General features: G+C 61.9%; 23 protein-coding genes. 14 read left to right on the top strand and 9 right to left on the bottom strand.

The features are described from left to right. Positions 1–51 precede the first annotated feature (51 nt). Entirely contained in the window at positions 52–630 is a 579-nt protein-coding gene (locus CJ178_RS26405; protein ID WP_092806553.1) for a carboxymuconolactone decarboxylase family protein, read from the bottom strand. A gap of 133 nt (positions 631–763) precedes the next feature. On the opposite strand from CJ178_RS26405, the gene CJ178_RS26400 reads away from it, so the two are divergent. Both CJ178_RS26400 and CJ178_RS26395 read left to right on the top strand, forming a co-directional pair. Continuing rightward, positions 764–1,954, top strand: coding sequence for a pyridoxal phosphate-dependent aminotransferase (locus tag CJ178_RS26400; RefSeq protein WP_045068967.1), 1,191 nt, complete (start codon positions 764–766; stop codon positions 1,952–1,954). After that, positions 1,951–2,961 (top strand): AraC family transcriptional regulator, encoded by a 1,011-nt coding sequence (locus tag CJ178_RS26395; RefSeq protein ID WP_092806549.1) that lies wholly within the window; start codon positions 1,951–1,953, stop codon positions 2,959–2,961. Before CJ178_RS26400 ends, CJ178_RS26395 begins: the two co-directional genes overlap by 4 nt. On the opposite strand, the gene CJ178_RS26390 is transcribed toward CJ178_RS26395, so the two are convergent. Continuing rightward, a complete protein-coding gene (locus CJ178_RS26390) occupies positions 2,958–3,383 on the bottom strand; it encodes a VOC family protein (RefSeq protein WP_092806547.1) in 426 nt (141 codons plus the stop codon). The two genes, CJ178_RS26395 and CJ178_RS26390, sit on opposite strands and share 4 nt — an antisense overlap. Positions 3,384–3,417: 34 nt before the next feature. Continuing rightward, positions 3,418–3,858: an Lrp/AsnC family transcriptional regulator gene (locus CJ178_RS26385; RefSeq protein ID WP_033234066.1), complete on the bottom strand. Its 441-nt coding sequence runs from the start codon at positions 3,856–3,858 to the stop codon at positions 3,418–3,420. Between the two features lie 79 nt (positions 3,859–3,937). Here CJ178_RS26385 and CJ178_RS26380 point away from each other — a divergent pair, with 79 nt between their 5' ends. The 4 genes from CJ178_RS26380 (at position 3,938) to CJ178_RS26365 (ending at position 7,098) form a co-directional block, all read left to right on the top strand. Then, positions 3,938–4,675, top strand: coding sequence for an AzlC family ABC transporter permease (locus tag CJ178_RS26380; protein WP_092806545.1), 738 nt, complete (start codon positions 3,938–3,940; stop codon positions 4,673–4,675). Beyond that, positions 4,668–4,997, top strand: coding sequence for a branched-chain amino acid transporter permease (locus CJ178_RS26375; RefSeq protein WP_095888356.1), 330 nt, complete (start codon positions 4,668–4,670; stop codon positions 4,995–4,997). The genes CJ178_RS26380 and CJ178_RS26375 overlap by 8 nt, the downstream gene beginning before the upstream one ends. Positions 4,998–5,149: 152 nt before the next feature. Beyond that, positions 5,150–6,280: a HoxN/HupN/NixA family nickel/cobalt transporter gene (locus CJ178_RS26370; protein ID WP_095888355.1), complete on the top strand. Its 1,131-nt coding sequence runs from the start codon at positions 5,150–5,152 to the stop codon at positions 6,278–6,280. A gap of 185 nt (positions 6,281–6,465) precedes the next feature. Then, positions 6,466–7,098: an alpha-ketoglutarate-dependent dioxygenase AlkB gene (locus tag CJ178_RS26365; protein ID WP_095888354.1), complete on the top strand. Its 633-nt coding sequence runs from the start codon at positions 6,466–6,468 to the stop codon at positions 7,096–7,098. Between the two features lie 4 nt (positions 7,099–7,102). Here CJ178_RS26365 and CJ178_RS26360 read toward each other — a convergent pair whose 3' ends face one another. Beyond that, positions 7,103–7,765 carry a CoA transferase subunit B gene (locus CJ178_RS26360; RefSeq protein WP_033234062.1) on the bottom strand — a complete coding sequence of 221 codons (663 nt, stop codon included), beginning with the start codon at positions 7,763–7,765 and terminating at the stop codon, positions 7,103–7,105. A gap of 32 nt (positions 7,766–7,797) precedes the next feature. Next, positions 7,798–8,544: a CoA transferase subunit A gene (locus CJ178_RS26355; protein WP_033234061.1), complete on the bottom strand. Its 747-nt coding sequence runs from the start codon at positions 8,542–8,544 to the stop codon at positions 7,798–7,800. A gap of 165 nt (positions 8,545–8,709) precedes the next feature. On the opposite strand from CJ178_RS26355, the gene pcaH reads away from it, so the two are divergent. From pcaH to CJ178_RS26325, 6 genes are read left to right on the top strand one after another with little or no spacing between them, the layout of a single operon-like run. Beyond that, entirely contained in the window at positions 8,710–9,429 is a 720-nt protein-coding gene (gene pcaH, locus CJ178_RS26350; protein ID WP_033234060.1) for a protocatechuate 3,4-dioxygenase subunit beta, read from the top strand. Next, the gene (pcaG, locus tag CJ178_RS26345) at positions 9,422–10,054 is read left to right on the top strand and encodes a protocatechuate 3,4-dioxygenase subunit alpha (protein ID WP_095888353.1); all 633 of its coding nucleotides are present in this window, start codon (positions 9,422–9,424) and stop codon (positions 10,052–10,054) included. Before pcaH ends, pcaG begins: the two co-directional genes overlap by 8 nt. A 12-nt stretch (positions 10,055–10,066) precedes the next feature. Next, positions 10,067–11,395 carry a 3-carboxy-cis,cis-muconate cycloisomerase gene (gene pcaB, locus CJ178_RS26340; protein ID WP_095888352.1) on the top strand — a complete coding sequence of 443 codons (1,329 nt, stop codon included), beginning with the start codon at positions 10,067–10,069 and terminating at the stop codon, positions 11,393–11,395. Beyond that, positions 11,392–12,573: a bifunctional 3-oxoadipate enol-lactonase/4-carboxymuconolactone decarboxylase PcaDC gene (gene pcaDC / locus CJ178_RS26335; RefSeq protein WP_095888351.1), complete on the top strand. Its 1,182-nt coding sequence runs from the start codon at positions 11,392–11,394 to the stop codon at positions 12,571–12,573. Before pcaB ends, pcaDC begins: the two co-directional genes overlap by 4 nt. Then, positions 12,570–13,394, top strand: coding sequence for an IclR family transcriptional regulator domain-containing protein (locus CJ178_RS26330; RefSeq protein ID WP_095888350.1), 825 nt, complete (start codon positions 12,570–12,572; stop codon positions 13,392–13,394). Before pcaDC ends, CJ178_RS26330 begins: the two co-directional genes overlap by 4 nt. A 25-nt stretch (positions 13,395–13,419) precedes the next feature. Then, positions 13,420–14,631: an acetyl-CoA C-acetyltransferase gene (locus CJ178_RS26325; protein WP_095888349.1), complete on the top strand. Its 1,212-nt coding sequence runs from the start codon at positions 13,420–13,422 to the stop codon at positions 14,629–14,631. Between the two features lie 14 nt (positions 14,632–14,645). Here CJ178_RS26325 and CJ178_RS26320 read toward each other — a convergent pair whose 3' ends face one another. The 4 genes from CJ178_RS26320 to CJ178_RS26305 all read right to left on the bottom strand — a co-directional run bounded on the left by CJ178_RS26320 (position 14,646) and on the right by CJ178_RS26305 (position 19,046). Continuing rightward, the gene (locus tag CJ178_RS26320) at positions 14,646–15,470 is read right to left on the bottom strand and encodes a crotonase/enoyl-CoA hydratase family protein (RefSeq protein WP_095888348.1); all 825 of its coding nucleotides are present in this window, start codon (positions 15,468–15,470) and stop codon (positions 14,646–14,648) included. A 228-nt stretch (positions 15,471–15,698) separates the two neighbouring features. Beyond that, positions 15,699–17,069, bottom strand: coding sequence for an HNH endonuclease signature motif containing protein (locus tag CJ178_RS26315; RefSeq protein WP_095888347.1), 1,371 nt, complete (start codon positions 17,067–17,069; stop codon positions 15,699–15,701). Positions 17,070–17,457: 388 nt separating this feature from the next. Further along, the gene (locus CJ178_RS26310) at positions 17,458–18,309 is read right to left on the bottom strand and encodes a hypothetical protein (protein WP_095888346.1); all 852 of its coding nucleotides are present in this window, start codon (positions 18,307–18,309) and stop codon (positions 17,458–17,460) included. Positions 18,310–18,353: 44 nt separating this feature from the next. Next, entirely contained in the window at positions 18,354–19,046 is a 693-nt protein-coding gene (locus CJ178_RS26305; protein ID WP_092806904.1) for an SDR family NAD(P)-dependent oxidoreductase, read from the bottom strand. 150 nt (positions 19,047–19,196) lie between these two features. Between CJ178_RS26305 and CJ178_RS26300 the strand changes: the two genes are divergently transcribed. Both CJ178_RS26300 and CJ178_RS26295 read left to right on the top strand, forming a co-directional pair. After that, positions 19,197–20,099 carry a LysR family transcriptional regulator gene (locus CJ178_RS26300; protein ID WP_092806525.1) on the top strand — a complete coding sequence of 301 codons (903 nt, stop codon included), beginning with the start codon at positions 19,197–19,199 and terminating at the stop codon, positions 20,097–20,099. Between the two features lie 154 nt (positions 20,100–20,253). Beyond that, positions 20,254–21,630 carry an MFS transporter gene (locus CJ178_RS26295; RefSeq protein WP_033234049.1) on the top strand — a complete coding sequence of 459 codons (1,377 nt, stop codon included), beginning with the start codon at positions 20,254–20,256 and terminating at the stop codon, positions 21,628–21,630. The last annotated feature ends 19 nt before the right edge of the window (positions 21,631–21,649 follow it).

The following is a 21,649-nucleotide window of genomic DNA, read 5'->3' as shown; positions in this document are numbered from 1 at the left end:
ATGTCCGCAAGTGCGTTAAAGATAGATCAATTCATCCGCTCTTGCGGAGTTCTACTCCTGAGACCACGGAACTCGGCAGGAGTCGGTACCGAATCCCTGTTCCGTGATTCCCAACGCGGAATACATTCGCGAGCGCATGTTCTCCAGCCCGATCTGATAGGTCAGCTCCACCACGCCTGCCCTACCGAACCGACGCTCGAGGTCCGCAACCTGCTCGTCGGTCACTCCGTGCTCACCGTGTGGGTCGCCTGTCATCGCGTCCGCGTACGCGATGGCTGCTCGCTCGTCCTCGCTGTAGAGCGGCGAGTCTCGATAATGCTCAATCGCTTTCAAACGCTCGACGTCAAGGCCGTCCAGACGCGCGAGCATCGTGCCGAAGTCGACGCACCACGAACAACCCACGGTAGAGGCGACTCGGTAGACCGCCAACTCCCGAACACTCACCGGCAGAACTTTGGACGCTTTCTGCACTGCCATTTCATGCCCGGCGGCCGCCAGAAACAGCTTCTTGTGGTTCGCGAGCACGGCAAACGGTTCAGGGACCTCGTCGAACTGCCGGGCGGCGAACTTGTACGCCACTTTGATCAGTGGTCCGCCGTCACCGGGCGCCACTGCGGGTATGCGGGGCATGACAACCTCCGTAAGTCTGTGGCACCACAATCGGTCCCACTTACAGAGTGGAACGAACGCGGGGTTCTAAACGTGCTGAACCGAGCCTTGACAGCAATGTGAAGATGCACCTGCCGCCGACTAAGCTGCAAAGATGCCTTCGACGCCCCGCAATCGCACCGTTTCGCGCCTGCAGCCTTTTGCGTCCACGATCTTCGCCGAGATGACGGCACTGGCAACTCTTCACAACGCCGTCAATCTCGGCCAAGGATTTCCCGACACCGACGGACCCGCCGCGATGCTCGACGTCGCGCGCCAAGCCATCGCCGACGGAGTCAACCAGTATCCGCCGGGCCCGGGTATGCCAGTTCTACGCCAGGCCGTTGCCGCCGACCGGATAGCACGGTACGGCTTGGAATTCGATCCTGATTCCGAAGTACTGGTAACCGTCGGAGCCACAGAAGCGATCAGCGCTGCAATTCTGGGTTTGGTCGAACCCGGTGAGGAAGTAGTACTTATCGAGCCGTACTACGACTCGTACGCGGCTTCCGTCGCTCTGGCCGGCGCGATCCGTCGTACCGTCCCGTTGGTCGCGTCGGGTGACAAATTTGTTGTCGACATCGATGCAGTCAAGGCAGCGATTACCCCCAAGACAAAGATGCTGGTGGTCAACAGTCCACACAACCCCACCGGGACGGTGTTCACCGATGACGAATTGCGCGCACTTGCAGAAATTGCGTGCGAACGCGACCTGATCGTGCTGAGCGACGAAGTCTACGAGCACTTGGTGTTCGACGGCCTCACGCATACACCGATGGCGTCGCTGCCCGGAATGCGTGAACGCACCGTCACAGTGTCCAGCGCCGCAAAAACTTTCAATGTCACCGGCTGGAAGACCGGCTGGGCGATCGGCCCGCGCGAGCTCATCGACGGCGTGCGCGCGGCCAAACAGTTCATGTCCTTCGTTGCCGGCGCGCCGTTCCAGCCGGCTGTCGCCTATGCATTGACCAACGAGCAAGCGTGGGTCGCGGATCTGCGATCGAGTCTGCAGTCCAAGCGAGATGTGCTTGCCGACGCGTTGACCGACGCGGGACTCCACGTGCATTCGGGCGGTGGCACCTACTTTCTGCTCGCGGACATCCGGCCACTGGGCGAATCCGACGCGGGAGATTTCTGCCGCGCGTTACCGGAACGCATCGGAGTCGCAGCCGTCCCCGTCGACGTATTCGCCGACAACCGTGACAGCTGGAAGCACCTGGTGCGGTTTGCATTCTGCAAACAGGATCACGTACTTGCCGAAGCAGCGAGACGCCTCCATCTGCTCCGGGGAGCCGCTCACCCATGAATGCTCGCACTATCCCCACTGCATTTATTCAGCGGTATCTCATGTTCTCGCCGGACAACAATGTGGACTTGTCGGGTGCCTTGCGGGCAGCTGGAATTGATCTCACCACGCTCGCGGACCCACGTGCCCGGCTCACCCCCACACAGGTGACTACCTTCATCCAAACCACCTGGCAGATCACGAACGACGAATTATTCGGTCTCGGGCGCGCCCCTGTCCCCCGCGGCACCTTTCGGCTGGTCTGCCTGACATTGATTCACTGCCCCGACCTCGGTAGCGCTTTCGCTCGGATGGCAGATGTGATCCGTGCTCTGCCGAGTTTGGCCCCGTTGACGGTAGAAGCGGGCGAGGAGAGCACACGCATCAGTTTCTCCGGTCACCCACGGGAAGGAATCTCCGAACCCGATATCGCGGCCGGCGTGACAACGGACTTCATGCTGATTCTCCTACACCGTTTTGCCGCATGGTTGATCGGTAAGCGGGTCCGGCTTCGGGCCGTCGAGTTCCCCTATTCGGCGCCGGATGCGCGATTGGCCCAAGACTACGACTACATCTTCGGTATCCCGGTTACCTTCGATGCGCCTTGCGCTGCTTTGGATTTCGACAACTCTGCGATGCGAGCGCCGATCATCCAGACCGAGGAAACCCTCGAGGAGTACTTGCGCGCGTCGCCTATCCAGCTAATGTCCGAGCGCGATTACGACAGCACCGCGTCAGCCCAGGTACGCCGAGTTGTGGAGTTAGGCGTGAAGGGACGCACCTCGACAGCGGAAGAGATTGCCGAAATGCTCTCGATCAGCGTGCCGCACTTGCGAAGGTTGCTTCGCCGCGAGGGCACGTCATTGAATCAGCTACGCGAAGAGGTGCTCCGCGACGTCGCGATCGCCGGCCTTGGCCGGGGCGAGTCGGTAGACGTCCTGTCGGCTCGCCTCGGGTTCTCCGAGCCCAGCGCGTTCCGCCGGGCGTTCAAACGCTGGACCGGAGATACTCCCAGCTCGTACCGCTAACTGACACAGAATTCATTGCCCTCCGGGTCGGACATCGTGATCCACACGCTCGGGCCTTGCTGCCCTCGGTGAAGTATCGTCGCGCCGACCGTCTCCAGCTGAGCGGCTACGTCTTCCCGGTTGTCTCCCACTCTGATATCCAGGTGAAGACGGTTTTTCACCGCTTTCTTCTCGGGCACCAGCTGAAACAGAACTCGCGGGCGCTCAGGATGTTCCGGGTCGCTGATGGCTGCACCTTCCCGCCAGACGAGCACGCCTTCAAAAGTGGTTGTGTCGGATTCTTGCGCGTGCCCAGCTGCGACGAGACCTCTGATGAAATCCTCATCGCTCGGCTCGACAGCCCAGCCGAGTGCGGCCGCCCACCATTTTGCCTGTTCATGCGGTTGCGCGGAATCCACGGTGACTTGAAATTCGTATCCCATGTTCCGACGTTAACGCCACCTACCGACAAAAATCTCAGTCCACACTCTTGATGGTTTTCATCGTGATGAGCGAGGTCACCCGTGACACAGCGGGGAGGCCACTGAGTTTGGTGGCCATGAATTGTTCGTATGTCGCGAGATCCTTCACCGCGACGCGAATGAAGTAGTCGGGGATCCCGAAGAGCCGTCGACATTCGATCACTTCGTCGAAAGCCGCGACGCGTGATTCGAAGTCCTCGATGGTCGCCTGGTCGTTGACGCCGATCTCGGCGGTCACGATCACCTGAAATCCGCGGTCGAGCGCCTCGGGGCTGACGATTGCCCGGTAACCGGTGATGACTCCGTCGGCCTCGAGTTTCTTGACCCGGCGCAGGCACGGCGACGGCGTCAGCCCCACCAGATCCGCCAATTCGGTGTTGGTCAGACTGGAGTCCTGACGGAGGTGGAATAAAATTGCGTCATCCATGGCATCCATGCAGATATTATTGCGCAAATTCTCAATTCCGCGCATTCTGGGCAATCGTCAACCGCGGACTTTGTATTACATTTCTGGGGTGATCGAATCTTCAACATCAGCGGATGCAACTGCCGTCGATGCCGCGCGCCAGAGCCCGGCGTGGCGACGCGCCTTCGCATTGTCATTGCCGGTCGGCATCGGACTCCTGCCACTCGGCATCGCCCTCGGGGTGCTGGTTGTGCAGCAAGGCCTGAACCCTTGGTGGGCACTGGTTTTCACTTCGTTGATCTATGCCGGATCGCTCGAGTTCATTGCCGTCGGCATGGTCGCCGCGATGACTCCCCTGCCTTACGTCGCACTCACCGCGTTGCTGGTCAACTTTCGGCACGTCTTTTATGCGCTGAGCTTCCCACTGAACAAGGTGCAGAATCCGTTTGCCCGCTTCTACAGCATGTTCGCTCTCACCGACGAGGCGTATGCCATGTCGGTCACAACCGATCCCAAAGCCCTCTCCGGCCGGGTCATCGTCTTCTCGCAGCTGTTCCTACACGGCTACTGGGTTGGCGGCGCAATTCTCGGAGCTACTGCGGGACAATGGATTCCCGATTCCATCGTCGGAATGGACTTTGCGCTCACAGCGCTGTTCGTCGTCCTGTCGATCGAAGCGATGCGGGCACAGAGCGGCTATGCCGTCCCGGCGGCTGCGGTCACCTGCGCACTGGTGGCCCGCCTCATCGCACCCGAACATGTCCTACCGATCGCCATGGGCGGGTTTGTCACCTTCCTGATCGTCCGATACTTCGCCACCTCCCGAAAAGTAGCAGTAGATGCCTGACACCACGTACATCTTCAGCGCCGTCGCCATCATGGCCATCGTCACTTTTGCGTTGCGCGCCATACCCTTTGCCGTCCTGAAGCCACTGCGCTCGTCGGCCCTCGTCGCGTACCTCGGCATCTACATGCCGGCGGGAGTGATGCTGATCCTGGTGATGTACTCACTGAAGAACGTCTCCGTCACCGGGCCCTCACACGGATTACCCGAACTGATCGCCGTCTCGGCCACCGCCGCAATCCATCTGTGGCGAAAGAACGCAGTGCTGAGCATCGTCGTCGGGACCGCGATGTACGTCGCGTTGATGAACACGATCTTCGCCTGACTTTCCCATCAGGCAGCAAAGCACCTTTACTCCCTGATGGGCAATCTGTAACAAGAACGCCCTTATCTGAACAGTTGAACACTTATACGATTTATCTATGACATTTTCCGTGTCAGGCCCGCCGACCCTCCACACGAAATCGGTGACGTTCGATGACGACGGATACACACTCGACCGGAAACAAACTCGTCGCAGCGTGGACGAGCCTGGACCGCTCCCAGCGACGCAGCATCATCGGAATGACGGCCACGGTCGTCACGCTCAACGTCGTCGGCTGGGCAGTGCTGCTCGGCCTGGTCGTTCCCGGGCACTACACCGTCGAGGGCAGTGCGTTCGGCGTCGGACTGGGCGTCACCGCCTACACGCTCGGAATGCGACATGCCTTCGACGCCGACCACATCGCCGCCATCGACAACACAACACGCAAGCTTGTTGCCGATGACAAAAAGCCCATGTCCGTGGGGTTTTGGTTCTCACTCGGCCATTCGACCATCGTATTTGTCATGGTTGCACTGCTCGCGCTGGGCGTACGACGGCTGGCGTCCACCCTCTCTGACGAGAATTCCGACCTGGGGAAATGGGCCGGATTGTTCGGAACCACTGTCTCGGGCACATTCCTGATCCTGATCGGCCTCCTGAACCTTGTGTCCCTCATCGGAATTCACCGGGTCTATACAAAATACAAGGCCGGAACGTTCGACGAAGAACAACTCGAGAAGGAACTCGACAGCCGCGGCGCGTTGAACAAGATTCTGGGGCCGGTCATGAAAACGGTCCGCAAGCCATGGCACATGTATCCAGTCGGATTACTGTTCGGCCTGGGGTTCGACACCGTAACCGAGGTGGGCCTACTCGTCATCGCCGGCGGCGCAGCTGTGACGGGATTACCGTGGTATTCGATTCTCGTTCTGCCGATTCTGTTCTGCGCCGGGATGTGCCTCTTCGACTCCATCGACGGTTCGTTCATGAATTTTGCCTACGGTTGGGCGTTTGCGCAGCCGGTCCGAAAGATCTACTACAACATGGTGATTACCGGCTTGTCTGTTGCCGTCGCCCTCATCATCGGAGTGCAGGAGATCATCTCGATCTTCACCGAGAAGCTCGAGATTCACACCGGAATCCTGGGCACGATCGGCAGCCTGGACTGGGGCGCGATGGGCTTCATCATCGTGGGGCTGTTTGCGATCACCTGGCTTGTTGCGATTGCCGTATGGAAGCTGGGACGCGTCGAAGAGCGGTGGCAGGCGCAATCTGCCGCGGCGGCGGGGCAAGAAGCGACGTAGGCGTGTTTCGCGAGCAGCCTTCCGGGGTATTGACCGATTGCGGCGGAGATTTCGGAGCGAGGGGTCAGCCGCAACAGGCCTGCCGCCCGGCTGTCACTCGCCGGGAGGTGGGCCGCCTAATTCGATGGCCACACGTCATTCGAGAATTCGAACATATGTTCTACCTTGGGTGTACTCTGGTTCCCATGACCAGCGCCATGCAACCGTCACTGTTCGACAATGTCGACCTGGGTGTTTCCTTGGCCGACCTCGACAACACCCTGCAACGACGGACACTCACTGCAGGCGCGTGGGTCGACCACAGGCCGGCTTGGCTCACCGGATCGGAGGCCGTGTTCGACACCCTCGAACGATCGGTGCCCTGGCGTGCCGAGCGACGGCAGATGTACGACCGCGTGGTCGACGTTCCGCGACTGGTGTGTTTCTACACCGAGAACGAGCCACTACCGGATCCCCTGCTCACCGAGGCGAAGGACGCTCTGAGCAGCCACTACCGCAGCGAACTCGGAGAACCGTTCACCACGTCCGGCCTGTGCTTCTACCGCGACGGCAGCGACAGCGTCGCGTGGCACGGCGACGACACCGGGCGAAGCCGCACCGAGGACACGATGGTAGCCATCCTGTCGCTCGGCGCTGCCCGCCCGCTACTTCTTCGTCCCCGCGGCGGCGGTGAGTCCATCCGCTTCAACCTCGGGCACGGCGATCTCCTGGTCATGGGCGGTTCGTGCCAACGGACGTGGGAGCACGCTGTACCCAAGAGCGCTCGCGCCCTCGGCCCGCGGATCAGCGTGCAGTTCCGCACTCGCGGAGTCCGCTGAACCGTCAGACGAGCAGTTTTGCTCCGGTCGCGGCAACAACGTCGTCGACGCTCACTCCCGGCGCCGTTTCGACCAGGCGAAGACCGTCGGCGGTCACGTCGATGACCGCCATGTCGGTGATGATCCGCTGCACGCACCCCTTGCCGGTGAGCGGAAGGGAGCATTCCTCGACAATCTTGTGCTCACCCTTCTTCGACACGTGCTCCATCATCACGATGACGCGCTTGGCGCCGTGGACCAGGTCCATCGCGCCACCCATTCCCTTGACCATGTGACCGGGAATCATCCAGTTCGCGAGATCACCGGTGGCGCTGACCTGCATGGCCCCGAGGACGGCAACGTCCACCTGGCCACCGCGAATCATGCCGAACGACGCGGACGAGTCGAAGAACGACGCGCCAGGCAGCACCGTGATGGTCTCCTTGCCCGCGTTGATCAGTTCGGGATCGAGTTCGTCCTCGGTCGGGTACGGCCCGACACCCAAAACGCCGTTCTCCGAATGCAATACGACGGTGATATCCGTGGGCAGGTAGTTCGGAACCAGCGTCGGCATGCCGATGCCGAGGTTCACGTACTGGCCGTCTTCGAGTTCGCGAGCGACCCGCGCAGCCATCTCTTCACGGGTGAGTTTGGTGGGAGCTTGGCCCGCCTCGTTTGTCAGTGTCATGCTCGTACCGTCCGTCATGCTCGTACCGTCCGTCATGCTCGTACCGTCCGATTCTCGATGCCGACCGTCACGGGGCCGACGTGGACTACTCGCTGGACATGGATGCCTGGTGTGTGGATCTCGGCAGGGTCGAGTTCGCCGGGTTCCACGAGGTGTTCCACCTGAGCGATGGTGATCCGACCGGATGTTGCCGCGGCCGGGTTGAAGTTCTGCGTGCTTGCTCGGTACACGAGGTTGCCGTGCCGGTCGCCTTTCCACGCGTGGACCAGGGCGTAGTCGGCGACGATGCCTCGTTCCATCACGTAGGTGACGCCGTCGAAGTCACGAGTTTCCTTGGGCGGGCTGGCAACTGCGATGCCACCGCTTCCGTCGTAGCGGAGCGGCAAGCCGCCGTCGGCGACCTGGGTGCCGACACCAGCGGGCGTGAAGAACGCGGGGATACCTGCGCCACCGGCGCGCATGCGCTCAGCGAGGGTGCCCTGCGGAGTGAGCTCCACTTCCAGTTCACCGGCGAGATACTGGCGAGCGAACTCCTTGTTGGAGCCCACGTACGAGCTGACGGTCCGGCGAATCCGCCCCTTCTCGAGGAGCACCCCGAGGCCGAATCCATCAGTGCCGCAGTTGTTACTCACGGTCTCGAGCGACGTTGCGCCTTGCTCGAGCAGAGCGTTGATGAGGATCTCGGGCACTCCGACGAGCCCGAATCCTCCGACAGCGATCGTGACGCCGTCCGGCACGTCCGCGACGGCCTCGGCAGCAGTGGGAATCACTTTGTCCATCATGTCGATCACAGTAGCGTGCGCCGTACGTATTGTGAACCCCTGTGCGTATTACGAACATTTATCGCCCCCGGCATTGCCTGGGTCACAACAACGAACTAGTCTGTTCGCAGAGCGCATCACCTGTACACATTGCGAACATGTAATCGAACGACGAGGTTCCCCATGCTGCATTTACCGCCGAGGTACCAGCGGCCGACCGGCGTCAACGCCCCGGCTGATTTCGCGGACTACAAGACCACCTCCCTCCGCCACCCCAAGCAACCGCTGAAGCTGCTCCCGCAGCGCCTCACGGAATTGACCGGGCCGGTTTTCGGTGAGGACCGCGTCGGCGCTGGTGAAAACGATCTGACCATCGCCAACGGAGGCGAAGCACAAGGACAGCGCATCGTGGTTCACGGCCGTGTCCTCGACGGTGACGGCAAACCAGTCCCCCACACCCTTCTGGAGGTGTGGCAGGCCAACGCGGGCGGACGCTACCGCCACACGGGTGACAACTGGCCGGCTCCACTCGATCCGTTCTTCAACGGTCTCGGCCGTTGTGTGACGGACGCCGACGGCCACTATTCGTTCACCACCATCAAGCCCGGCGCCTACCCGTGGATGAACCACGACAACGCGTGGCGCCCGGCCCACATTCACTTCTCGCTCTTCGGTACGGCATTCACGCAGCGCCTGGTGACGCAGATGTACTTCCCCGACGACCCGATGTTCTTCCAGGACCCGATCTACAACGCCGTACCTGAAGAAGCGCGTCATCGCATGGTCAGCGTCTTCGACTACACCGCCACAGCACCCAACTGGGCTCTCGGGTTCCGCTTCGACATCGTCCTGCGCGGCCGTAACGCTTCCGTTTTCGAGAACGAGGAAGACCACGATGACTGAAAAACTTGCACCGATTTATCCAGTCGTCCCCGGCGATTTCACCACGGCACCTTTCGGAGTCACGCCGTCGCAGACCGTCGGCCCGTACTGGCATATCGGCCTCCCCTGGACGGACGGACCCGACGCGGTCCCTTCCGACGCTCCTGGCCGAATCACACTCGCCATCACGGTGATCGACGGCAACCGCACACCGGTGGCCGACGCGATGATCGAGACGTGGCAGGCAGATACGCTCGGGCGCTTCAACCATCCCGACGATCCCCGCGGCGCAGTCGAGCTCACCCCGGCAGGCTTCCGTGGGTTCGCCCGCAGCGCAGCAGATCCCACCGGAACTGCCATGGTCCACACCGTCAAGCCCGGCGCGCTGCCCACCGAAACCGAGGTTGACGAAGCTCCCCACGTCAACGTCTCGATTTTTGCCCGCGGCATGCTCGATCGCCTGGTCACTCGGTTGTACTTCCCGGAAGACGCAGACGCGCACGCGACCGATCCGGTGCTGAGTTCGCTGACCGAAACCGAACGCGCCAAGTTGGTTGCAACAAAGGTCGACGGTGGGTACTCCTGGACGGTCTATGTTCAGGACGACAACGCCGACGGCGTCGAGACGCCCTTCTTCGAGCTGTAAAGAGGAGTACACATGTCCACTCGCGGCGCACTGTTCGATCCGGTGTTCGGTGCCACCCTGGTATCCGAGCATCTGTCAGACCAGGCGTGGGTAACCGCGTTGCTCGACGTGGAAGCCGCACTGAGCTGTGCGGCGGCCACGATCGGGTTGGCCGACGGTAACCAGTGCGCCGCTGTGGCGGCTGCTGCCGCAGAGCTGTCCAAACCCGGTGGGCTCGACATCGTCGCACTGGGTCGCGCCTCTGCCTCGGGTGGTAATCCGGTGATCCCGCTCGTGAAGATTCTGCGTGAACGTGTTGCTCAGGACGGTATACCTGGCAATGTTGTTCACCCGGGCGCCACCAGCCAGGACATCATGGATTCCGCACTCATGCTGCTGACGCGCCGCGCAGGCTCTGTTGTACTCGCAGATCTGACCTGGGCTGCCGACTCTGCAGCTCACCTCGCCCGACTCCATCGCTCGACGCCGATGGTGGCGAGAACCCTGGGGCAACAAGCACTTCCGACCACCTTCGGGCTACTGGCAACAAGCTGGTTCACCGCACTCGACGCCGCTGCCAATCGACTCGAGACCGTGCTGTCGACATTGCCCGTTCAATTCGGCGGTGCCGCAGGCACACTCGCCGCGTCGTATCCGAACGGTCTCGCACTCGCCGACGCTTTTGCCGACGAACTCGGCTTGGCTCGGCAGGTTGTTCCGTGGCATACCGATCGCGTGGCCATCGCCGAACTGGCAACCACCCTCGGCATCGTCGCCGGGGCCGTATCCAAACCGGCTACAGACATCACCGTCATGGCATCGACGGAGCTTTCCGAAGTTGCCGAGAAAACTCCAGGCGGCTCATCCGCCATGCCGCACAAGCAGAATCCGGTTGCCGCCGTTACCGCCCGTGCTGCGGCGCGGCGTGTTCCCGCACTCGTCGCCACAGCGCTGTCCAACATGGATCACGAGTTCGCGCGGGCGGCCGGTCCGTGGCATGCGGAGTGGGAAACCGTCACAGATCTCCTGCGTCTGGCCGGCGGAGCGGCACATCAATTGTCCGTCAGTCTTGCCGGCTTGCAGGTGCATACCGATTCGATGGCACGCAACCTCGACATCACCGGTGGTTTGATTCTTGCCGAACGGGTCACGAAGGCACTCTCGGCGCACACCGATCGTGCTCGTGACATCGTCACCGCCGCAGCCGCTTCCGGCACGCGCTTGGACCGCGACCCGGCAATCACGGAACACTTGACCGCAGCCGAACTTACCGAACTTCTTGATCCAGCACAGTATCTGGGCCACGCCACCGACCTGGTCGACCGAGCCCTCGCCGCACGCCCCACAGGAGGACCCCGATGAGCGTCGCGCTCAACTTTCACCAGACCGGCAATCCCGATGCTCCCGCAGTCGTGTTCCTCGGCTCGCTCGGATCCGATCTCTCCATGTGGGCGCCGCAGATTCATGCGCTGTCGAACCGCTACCGCGTCATCTCCGTCGATCATCGTGGTCACGGTAAGTCCCCGGTACCCGCCGGCCCGTACACCGTCGCGGACCTTGCGGGAGATGTCATCGCTCTGATCGATTCGCTCGAACTCGAGTCGGTTCACCTGGTCGGACTCTCCCTCGGCGGTGCAGTCAGCCAGTGGATCGCCGCGCACCATCCCACTCGCGTCGACACCTTGACATTGCTGTGCACGTCCTCGCAGTTTGCACCGGCCCAGCCGTGGATCGATCGAGCGCAGACCGTCCGCACCGACGGTATCGCGTCCATTGCCGCAGCTGTTGTCGGACGCTGGTTCACACCCGGACTTGCCGAAAGCGATCCGGAACTTGTCGCGCGGCATGTGGCGATGGTCGAGGCAACACCCGACGAGGGATACGCTGCCTGCTGCGAAGCACTCTCCGTCTGGGACGGCCGCGCCGATCTCGCCCGAATCGTGGCGCCGACCCTCCTCATCGCGGGTGAGCAGGATCCGTCGACTCCCCCGGCCACCCTGGCAGCGATTGCCGACGGTATTGCCGACTCCGTGATGCACGTCGTCGATCCCGGAGCGCACCTCGCCAATGTCGAGCAGGCCGGACGAGTCACCAAACTCCTTGCGGCGCATATTTCCTCGCATACACCGGCGGTTGCTCAGCGCAGCGCCGCGGTCGCGGCCGGGATGACCGTCCGGCGCCAGGTTCTCGGTGACGCCCACGTCGATCGGTCCATCGCCGGCACCACCGAGTTCACCGCGCCGTTCCAGGATTTCATCACTCGCACCGCCTGGGGCGACATTTGGTCGCGTCCCGGACTCGATCACCACACACGCAGGCTGCTGACTCTCGCGATACTCACCGCAGTCGGCAACGAGCACGAACTGGACATGCATATCCGCGCCGCACTGCGCAGCGGAATGGATCCGGATCAACTCGTGGAAGTATTTCTCCATACCGCGGTCTATGCGGGTGTGCCGAACAGCAATCAGGCTTTTGCGCTGGGTAAGCAGGCACTCGCGGACCTCACGCCGAAGCCCGAGGAGAACACGACACCATGAGCGAAACCAACAGCGACCAGTCGCCGGGGCCGTCACCCGACTACGTGCAGTCGCTGGCCCGCGGACTGTCCGTCATCAAGGCGTTTGATGGCGAGCACCCCCGGCGCACGCTCAGTGAAGTCGCCCGGACCACCGACCTCACGCGTGCCACAGCGCGTCGGTTTCTGCTCACTCTGGTGGAGCTCCAATACGTACGTACGGATGGTTCGGTGTTCTGGCTGACACCCCGCGTTCTCGAACTCGGGTACAGCTACCTGTCCAGCCTGTCGCTGCCCGAGCTCGCGGGACCGCATCTGGAGGCGCTGTCCGCCAAGGTCCGGGAATCCACCTCGGTCTCCATCCTCGACGGCGACGACGTCGTGTACGTGGCCCGCGTACCGGTCAGCCGCATCATGACGGTTTCCATCACCATCGGCACTCGCTTTCCGGCGTACGCAACGTCCATGGGGCGAGTGCTGCTCGCCGGTCTGCCAGACGACGCACTCGCGCAGTACCTGTCCCGAGTCTCGTTCACACGTCTCACGGGCAAGACCATCTCGACTCCCGAAGAACTGCGGGCCGAACTCGACAAGATTCGCGCCGACGGTTACTCAGTGGTCGATCAGGAGCTCGAAGAGGGGTTGCGATCGCTCGCAGCACCGATTCGCGATGCCAACGGCGCCGTGGTTGCCGCGGTGAATATTTCCACCCAGGCTGCCCGCTACAGCACCGAAGCGGTTCTCGCTGAACTTGTTCCGGCTGCAATAGCCACCGCCGACGCGATTTCCGCCGATCTCGGCCGTACTCAATCCTCGAACAATCACTCGGCTGCTACGCGCTGATCGAGCCCACTCCAAGGAAGAACTCATGCCTGACGTCGTCATCTGCGAACCGCTCCGCACACCGGTAGGCCGCTTCGGCGGTGTCTTCCGCGACATCGCACCGGAAGACCTCGCTTCCACCCTCATCACCGAACTCGTCTCGCGCACCGGAATTTCCGGTTCCGATGTGGACGACGTGATCTTGGGGCAGGCATCCCCGAGCGGTGAGGCCCCGGCCATCGGCCGCATTGCCGCGCTCAATGCCGGACTCGGCATCGATGTCCCCGGCATGCAGGTGGATCGGCGCTGCGGATCCGGATTGCAGGCGATCATCGCGGCAGTCATGCAGGTTCAGTCCGGCGGCAGCGATCTGGTTCTCGCCGGCGGCGCCGAGTCCATGAGTGCGGCCGAGTTCTACGCCACCGGAATGCGTTGGGGCGTCAAGGGTGAAGCCGTCGCACTCAGTGATCGACTGGCCCGAGCCCGCGTCACTGCCGGCGGCCGAGACTTCCCGGTTCCCGGCGGCATGATCGAAACCGCAGAGAACTTGCGGGCAGAGTTCTCCATCAGTCGCGAGGACCAGGATGCACTGGCCGTGCAGTCCCATCAGCGCGCAGTCGCCGCCCAGAAGAATGGCATCTTCGCCCAGGAAATCGTTCCGGTCTCCGTACCCCAGCGCAAGGGCGACGCACTCCTCGTCGACACCGACGAGCACCCGCGCGCCGACACCTCGATGGAATCCCTTGCCCGCCTTCGCCCCATGCGCGGCAAGATCGACCCCGACTCCACCGTCACGGCCGGCAACGCGAGCGGTCAGAACGACGGCGCGGCACTCGCCATCGTCACCACCGCCGAGAAGGCACGCTCACTCGGTCTGCGTCCCCTTGCCCGCCTTGCCAGTTGGAGTGTTGCCGGTGTTCCACCCCGCACCATGGGCATCGGCCCCGTTCCGGCGTCCGAGAAGGCACTTGGCCGCCTCGGCCTCACCTTGGCAGACATGGACGTCATCGAACTCAACGAAGCCTTTGCCGCACAGGCACTTGCAGTTCTGCGCACCTGGAAACTCGAAGCCGACGACCCCCGCATCAACCCCAACGGCTCCGGCATCTCACTCGGTCACCCCGTAGGTGCGACCGGCGGACGAATCCTCGCCACCCTGCTGCGCGAAATGGATCGACGGGAAGCCCGCTACGGCCTCGAAACCATGTGCATCGGCGGCGGCCAGGGACTGGCTGCCGTGTTCGAACGCCTCAGCTGAGAATCGCGCGGCACTTATTGCTGAGTGTCGTTTTGCTGAGTGTCGTTCTCGAACCGTCCGTGCCGTCCCGCACCGGCAGCAAAGGCCGCCGCTCCGCGCGCACCTTCGGCAGCGACAATCGGACTACCAGCAGCACCTTCCGCTCGCAGCGCTTCCGCGAGCGGAAGGTCGAATGACCGGTACGCCGACACCCGGTCCGCCAGCATGCACAGCTGCGGAAACGCAGTGAGCTGCTGCGCCAGTTCTTGCGCTGCTGCCAAGGAGTCACCCACCGGAACGACACGATTCACCAGCCCGAACGAAAGCGCTTCCTGGGCGTCGACGGGCCGCCCTGTCAGGATCATGTCGAGTGCTCGGCCCTGTCCCACTATGCGTGGCAATCGAACGGTTCCGCCGTCGATCAAGGGCACTCCCCAGCGCCGACAGAAAACACCGAAGACCGAGTTTTCCTCACAGACTCGCAGATCGGCCAGCAAGGACAATTCCAGGCCACCGGCTACCGCATACCCACTCACTGCGGCGATCAGCGGTTTCGACAGCGCCAGCCGACTCGGACCCATCGGCCCCGTACCGCCGCCCTCCGGGTCGAGTTCATGCAAGCGGGACGGATCATTCACGGCTGTCAGATCTGCTCCGGCACAGAATGTTCCACCGGCTCCCCAGAGTATTGCAACGTGCGCAGTATCATCGGCCTCGAAGTCCAGAAATGCATCACGCAGTTGCGCTGCCATCGGCCCGTCGACGGCGTTCTTTCGGTCGGGACGGTTCATGACGATGGTGGTGACGCCACCCTCGCGCTGTACATAAACATCGCCGTGCGGGCGATCCGAGTCGGTCACTGTGCTTCCTCACTATCCGCGGACAGGGCCCCTCTGTCCACACTGCCACTGTCCACACTGCCACTGTCCACACTGCCACGCAGGAAAACGAATCGTCATCGGTTCGCGCGATCAAGAACCCGAGAACCAAGAAACAGATACCCGAACCCGCGCATGCGTGTTGGCTTCGCACCGGCTAGCTGGTGATGCGAAGCTCTCACACGGTATTCACTTCCGGTGGAACCGTTTTCAGTCTCGGTGGACTGGTCCTTGGCGGGTGGTGGAGCGGCGGCGTCGTTGTTTCGGGTCGATCCCTGACGGTGGGATGAACCAGGGTTTGTGATCGGTGCCCATTTTGATTTCCCAGATGCCGCGGAACCCGCTGGTGCTGTGGATCAACCGATGGTGGCTGCGGCAGAGGAGGGTGAGATTGTCCATCACCGTCAGTCCACCGACCGACCAGGGTTTTATGTGGTGGGCGTCGCACCAAGCCGGTACGGCATCGCAGTTCGGGAAGGCGCAGCCTTTGTCCCGAGCAATCAACGCGGTCCGCTGCTCGGGTGTGACTAGCCGTTTGTGCGGCGTCGCATCCAACGGCGCACCGTTGCCGTCCATCAACACGGTCGAGAGCATGCAATCGCAGGCGAGCATCCGGGTCAGGCTCACACTGAGCGGTCCCATCCAGGGCATGTATCCCACATCAAGATCCTCGACCTCAGGCTCGTCGTCATCGAACGCACTGCCGTAGAACTCACCATCATCCGATGCGCCTTCGCTGCGCATGGTGACGCATTCGCGATGCTCGGCAAGGTCTTTCGCGGTGATGTGCACGTTCACATGCGGACGCTGACCACCATCAACACCGGTCATGGCATTGTCGAGGTACCGGCGGATGAGTTCGGTAAAGGCGTCGGCGGTGCGTTTGGCAGCTGATCGCTGATCCGGGGTTCCGTCCGCTGCCGGTTTCGGCATCGACAACCCCGAAAGTGCCGACAACAGCATTTCACCGGTCAACGCGTCGAAATCGCCCTTGATCGCGACCCGACCGTTCAACGTCGGCGCAATCCGCAAGACGTTGAGATCGTCGTCCTCACCGGGCGGGGTGTCGTCAGATTCGAAAATCCGCTCCAGGACCGCAATCGCGTAGCGGAGTTTAGTGGTGGTCGCCTCCACCCCCGACGCCGCAGCGAGAAGAGTCTTCATGCAGGACGGTAAAGCAGTCGTAGGCATACCTTTTGGTGGCGATTCACAGAACGCGACGATCATCGCCGCATGATCGAGCGAGAGATCACCGGCCTCGAACTGCGCAGCAATGTCCGGGAAGGACCGCAGTGCAGCACCGAGAGCAGCGATCTTGTTACCGGCCGCGTTCTGCAGCATCGTGTTCGCCGCCAACCACCGCCCCACACCGCGGTAACACAGCACCTGCTCATCAGGATTGAGCGCCAATGCGTCGACGGCGGCAACCCGAATCGCCTCCAGCCGAAGGATTTCCGCAGAAACGGAAACGGCAACGTCCCGAACCTCAGCCGGACACAACCGCCACAACCTGCCACGCACACCCGCCGCGGAACCAGCGACAACATCCCCCACCGAAACAAAATCGTTCACCGTAGTCATCAAGGCCTCCCCACCCGTGACATCAATTATACTCGAACACCTTTTCGATTCAAGGGGCATTTCGGGCACATTTCGGCCGAAGTTTAGCGGGTCATCATTGTCGCGCCTCTACTGAATGATGTTTTTAGTCAAAGACATTGACCGCAGTGGCCGCTCCCCAGGCGCATCGCGTCAATATCGCCACTGAGGGTGCAATCCCGGCCGGTTGGGCGAGCCAGAGGATCGTGCCCCCGAAGGCGCAGATGTGGCGCCCAAAGAAACCGCGCACAGAAATACCGTGAGGGCTACATCCATTCGATTCAAGAGGCATTTCGGACACATTCGGCCGAATATTGCTTGTAGCCAGGAGTATTGATCAAACGAGAGATGGCACCCTACTCCCCACCGCCTATCGAGGATCCATCCGATAATGCAACGCCATGGCCCGGGCGCGCCACAGACGCAATTCGTGATCGGTTCGCAGAACACCTTCCGAGTCTTCGAACACGTGGAATCGCTCATGGATCGGAATCCTTGCCGCGTAGACCTTTCCATTCTCCACGACAGTGACGTATGCCCCTATGTCCCCGAATGCGCCCTTTCCCGAGGTGAGTAGCAGGGAACCGTCATCGCAGACTTCGGGGTCCAGGAACACTTGAACATTTCCGGACTCCAGCGGGAACGAGACATGGACACAGGGCTGAGCAGTGTTCGGCAGCAACGCGATTCGGTAGTACCCGCTGAAAAGGTAGTCACCGGACTCTCGCAGTGTCCGCAGCCAGGCCGAACCCGCATGTCTGCCGTCGGCATCCGCTACGCCTGTAATCGAACTGTCGACGCCATACGCAACTGACATCGGGTTTACGGGCAGCGCAAGTTGCTGCACGCGCCGACCGTAGAACCGCTCGACCAGCGACCCCCACGGCGCAAATCCCGGCGACCATTGCGTCCACGCCTGCATTCGCCACGTCGAGGTTCGCTCGTAGAAATCACGGATGGACGGCGTCAACCGCGATGGATCAAAATTCGGCCCCGCCAATGCATCCATGCGTGGTAGGAGACCCTCGACCGCTGCCCCCACACCAACCGTGCCACCGATACGCAACGCTTCGGCGTGAATCCAACTGTCTTCCACCGGACCGCGCACCGCTGTCGGCGCTTGCAACCACGTATCTTCGGACAGGTCGATTTTGCGGCCGACTACACGCCAGAACACACGCGTCGCGCGATCTGCAACAGGCCACAGACGTTCACCCGCCATCGACGTCCCCCTCGCCTTGGTGCCCGGTCATCTCCACCTGGACACTAGTACGTTGCGCGCCCTCCACTGGCGTCGTACACCGCACCGGTCGAGTAACTCACCGCCGTCGAGGACAACCAGCTGATCAGCTCGGCAATTTCGTCCGACTTCCCCATCCGCGACATCGGCGTCAGACTCTGCGACCGAGCGAGAATCGCGGGGTCCGTGCCTGCATTCATCGGACTTTCCACAGCGGCCGGCGCCACGGCGTTGACCAGCACACCGGTTGTCGCGATCTCCTTACCCAGCGACTTCGTCAAGGCAATAACGGCGGCTTTCGACGCGGAGTAGGCACTCTGGTTGGGGTTACCGTCTTTTGCGGCAATGCTCGCCAGATTCACAATGCGTCCCCAACCTGATGCGGCCATGCCGGGTACAAAGGCGCGGCACATGAGGAAGGTTCCTTCCACGTTGATTCGGAATGTGCGCTGCCAGTCGGCGAGCGAGACATCGACCAGCGGCGCCGACGGACCCACGATGCCGGCACTGTTGATCAAGATGTCGACCTTGCCGATGCGCGCACGCAACTCGCCAACTGCAGCCGGATCGGTCACGTCGAGACGTTCGTCGGCTCCCTCCGCGATGTCAGCGGTAATTGTTCGAACACCGTTGTCGGACAATAGTTTCGAACATGCGGCACCAATTCCGCTGGCACCGCCGGTTATCAGCGCAACTGCGCCTTCTGGATAGCTCTGCATCAGTCTCATCTCCCGGAGATCATGTGCGCTCAGCGCTCAATTTAAGATACAAATAGATATAATCTGCGTCACACTGTGTACGATTTTCGAATATATGACGTCGGGCAGAGTCGTCAAAATCAACAGTCGACATCAACGAAGGACGCATCGATGGAAATTCGCTGGTTGCACGCGTTTGTCGCGGTCGCGGAAGAGCTACATTTCGGCCGCGCGGCGTCACGGCTGCAAATGGCTCAGTCGCCCCTGAGCCAGATGATTCGCAAGCTCGAGAAGAACATCGGCGTGCAACTGTTCGAGCGCAGTACTCGTACCGTCGCGCTCACCTCCGGTGGGCACGCTTTTCTGCCACACGCCTATCGCGTTCTCGAAAACATGGAAACCGCGCGTCAAGCCACCCGCGCGTCCACCGGCGGCGTGTACGGCCGAGTGGCGATCGGGTTCACCGGTGTGCTCAACCACCAGGCGTTGCCACCGTTGACGCGCGCATTGCGCCAGCGGTACCCCGAGGTCGAATTGACCCTCCTGGGCCGCATCATGACCCGAGACGCCGTGACACAACTCGAGAGCGGCGCATTGGACCTGGCATTTGTCGGGTTGCCCGTGGCGGCGGCGCCCTTGTCCACCCGCCTGATTCGCCGCGAAGCCTTTGGCGTCGTACTGCCGATCGATCACCGGTTGGCCACCGAGAGCGAAATCGACCTACGCGAATTGGCCGACGACGGATTTGTCACCACACCCATGTCGGCCGGTTCCGCCCTGCAGGAGACGGCAATGCGGGCCTGCATGAATGCGAACTTCCGCCCGCGCGTGGTCCAGGAAATCACCGACCCCTACATGATCCTGATGCTCGTTGCGGCGGGAGTCGGCGTCGCCTTGATGCCGTCAGGCATGGCCGGCATTACCCCTCCCGGCAGTGTCTTCGTTCCCCTCACCGGCGAACCGACGTACATGAACCACGGAATCGCCTGGTCACCGCGCCATATGACGGACGCGCTCGCAGTTGCCCTCGCAACCTCGGAGGAAATCCTCCCCACTCCCGAGATTGAGACGTAATTCGACATTATCTGAGACTCATTTAGTGTTGGACGCGCCATAGTCCTTCATGGCAAGGTCGTCTCAGCCGCCGAAAGGTGAGGGACGTCACCGCAGCGTGACGCATCACGACACGTGCCACCACCGTCGGCCAATCGGGACGAAAGGACTACCCATGGCGCCTCCGCCTACCCCCGCAGTTTCCACGACCGGGACCGACGAAAAGCCGAACTCCAACGCTCGGCGTGCCGCCGTGTCGGGCTTCCTCGGAAGCACCCTCGAGTACTACGACTTCTTCATCTACGGCTCCGCCGCCGCGCTGGTGTTTCCCACGATCTTCTTTCCTGGCGGAGGCTCCACCGCCACGCTGCTCTCCATCAGCACCCTGGGCGTGGCCTACGTCGCCCGCCCGCTCGGCGCAGTGCTGTGGGGACACCTCGGTGACCGCTACGGTCGCAAGAACGCACTCCTCGCGTGCCTTCTGCTCATGGGAGTCGCGACCGTCGTCGTCGGTTGCCTGCCGACGTACGAGCAGATCGGCATTGCAGCGCCGATCATCCTCGTCTTACTTCGCCTCCTCCAAGGCCTGTCTGCGGGTGGAGAATCACCCGGCTCCTCAGCACTGACCCTCGAACACTCACCGGATCACCGCCGTTCGTTCTTCACGTCGTTCACCATGAGCGGCATCATGTTCGGCATCGTCATCTCGAGCCTGGTATTCATCCCGGTAGCAAGCCTGCCCGACGAAGACCTTTACTCCTGGGGCTGGCGAGTTCCCTTCTGGCTCAGCATCATCGTGACCGTCGTTGCACTCTGGCTGCGACGCGCACTCGACGAGCCTGAGGTATTCGAAGAGCTCAAGGAACAGGACAACACGGCAGGAATTCCCGTCGTCGAGATGTTCCGCTCGCACTGGCGCACCGTGATTCGCATCAGCATGAGTTCGACCTTCGCGATGATCAACACCATCGTCAACGTCTTTGCCCTGGCCTACGCCGTCGAATCCGGCTTCGAACGCTCGACGATGCTCTGGGCAATTGCCACGGCCAACTTCGTTGCGGTACTTACCCAGCCGCTGTTCGGCATTCTGTCCGATCGCTACGGTCGCAAGCCCATCTTCGTCATCGGCGCAATCGGCGCCGGCCTGATGGTCTTCGTTTTCTTCCACTCGATCGGAACCCAAAGCGTTCCCATGGTTTTCGCTTCGGGAATCGTCATGATCGGCATCTTCTACGCGATGCCCAATGGCACCTACCCGGCGTACTTCCCGGAGCAGTTCCCCGCCAAGGTTCGCTACACCGGTATGGCCGTGAGCCTCATGCTCGGACTTCTCGTCGCCGGCTTCACACCGGCAATCGCCCAGGCGATTTCCGCAGGCGACAAGAGCAACTGGACACCGGTCGCGTGGATGTGTCTCGGCTTTGCGGTCGTCTCCGCCATCGCCGCGATGTGCGGTCCGGAAACCTATCGGACGCCGACCGCAGAACTCGGCGAACCGAAATCAGTCACGCTCACGAAGCAAGACCCAGAGCTCACCAGCAACAACGCTTGACCGGACCGGCCCCTCGCGC

Source organism: Rhodococcus sp. ACPA4, assembly GCF_002300185.1.
Lineage (GTDB): Bacteria > Actinomycetota > Actinomycetes > Mycobacteriales > Mycobacteriaceae > Rhodococcus_F > Rhodococcus_F globerula.
This window is presented reverse-complemented; position numbering and strand designations above follow the sequence as displayed.

Coding starts and splice junctions, on each gene's coding strand:
- CJ178_RS26330 (WP_095888350.1), top strand. CDS start 12,570: ATGAGCGAAACCAACAGCGACCAGTCGCCGGGGCCGTCACCCGACTAC.
- CJ178_RS26315 (WP_095888347.1), bottom strand. CDS start 17,069: ATGACTACGGTGAACGATTTTGTTTCGGTGGGGGATGTTGTCGCTGGT.
- CJ178_RS26395 (WP_092806549.1), top strand. CDS start 1,951: ATGAATGCTCGCACTATCCCCACTGCATTTATTCAGCGGTATCTCATG.
- CJ178_RS26300 (WP_092806525.1), top strand. CDS start 19,197: ATGGAAATTCGCTGGTTGCACGCGTTTGTCGCGGTCGCGGAAGAGCTA.
- pcaB (WP_095888352.1), top strand. CDS start 10,067: ATGTCCACTCGCGGCGCACTGTTCGATCCGGTGTTCGGTGCCACCCTG.
- CJ178_RS26405 (WP_092806553.1), bottom strand. CDS start 630: ATGCCCCGCATACCCGCAGTGGCGCCCGGTGACGGCGGACCACTGATC.
- CJ178_RS26390 (WP_092806547.1), bottom strand. CDS start 3,383: ATGGGATACGAATTTCAAGTCACCGTGGATTCCGCGCAACCGCATGAA.
- CJ178_RS26325 (WP_095888349.1), top strand. CDS start 13,420: ATGCCTGACGTCGTCATCTGCGAACCGCTCCGCACACCGGTAGGCCGC.
- CJ178_RS26365 (WP_095888354.1), top strand. CDS start 6,466: ATGACCAGCGCCATGCAACCGTCACTGTTCGACAATGTCGACCTGGGT.
- CJ178_RS26385 (WP_033234066.1), bottom strand. CDS start 3,858: ATGGATGCCATGGATGACGCAATTTTATTCCACCTCCGTCAGGACTCC.
- CJ178_RS26360 (WP_033234062.1), bottom strand. CDS start 7,765: ATGACACTGACAAACGAGGCGGGCCAAGCTCCCACCAAACTCACCCGT.
- CJ178_RS26305 (WP_092806904.1), bottom strand. CDS start 19,046: ATGCAGAGCTATCCAGAAGGCGCAGTTGCGCTGATAACCGGCGGTGCC.
- CJ178_RS26370 (WP_095888355.1), top strand. CDS start 5,150: ATGACGACGGATACACACTCGACCGGAAACAAACTCGTCGCAGCGTGG.
- pcaDC (WP_095888351.1), top strand. CDS start 11,392: ATGAGCGTCGCGCTCAACTTTCACCAGACCGGCAATCCCGATGCTCCC.
- CJ178_RS26400 (WP_045068967.1), top strand. CDS start 764: ATGCCTTCGACGCCCCGCAATCGCACCGTTTCGCGCCTGCAGCCTTTT.
- pcaH (WP_033234060.1), top strand. CDS start 8,710: ATGCTGCATTTACCGCCGAGGTACCAGCGGCCGACCGGCGTCAACGCC.
- CJ178_RS26310 (WP_095888346.1), bottom strand. CDS start 18,309: ATGGCGGGTGAACGTCTGTGGCCTGTTGCAGATCGCGCGACGCGTGTG.
- pcaG (WP_095888353.1), top strand. CDS start 9,422: ATGACTGAAAAACTTGCACCGATTTATCCAGTCGTCCCCGGCGATTTC.
- CJ178_RS26295 (WP_033234049.1), top strand. CDS start 20,254: ATGGCGCCTCCGCCTACCCCCGCAGTTTCCACGACCGGGACCGACGAA.
- CJ178_RS26375 (WP_095888356.1), top strand. CDS start 4,668: ATGCCTGACACCACGTACATCTTCAGCGCCGTCGCCATCATGGCCATC.
- CJ178_RS26355 (WP_033234061.1), bottom strand. CDS start 8,544: ATGGACAAAGTGATTCCCACTGCTGCCGAGGCCGTCGCGGACGTGCCG.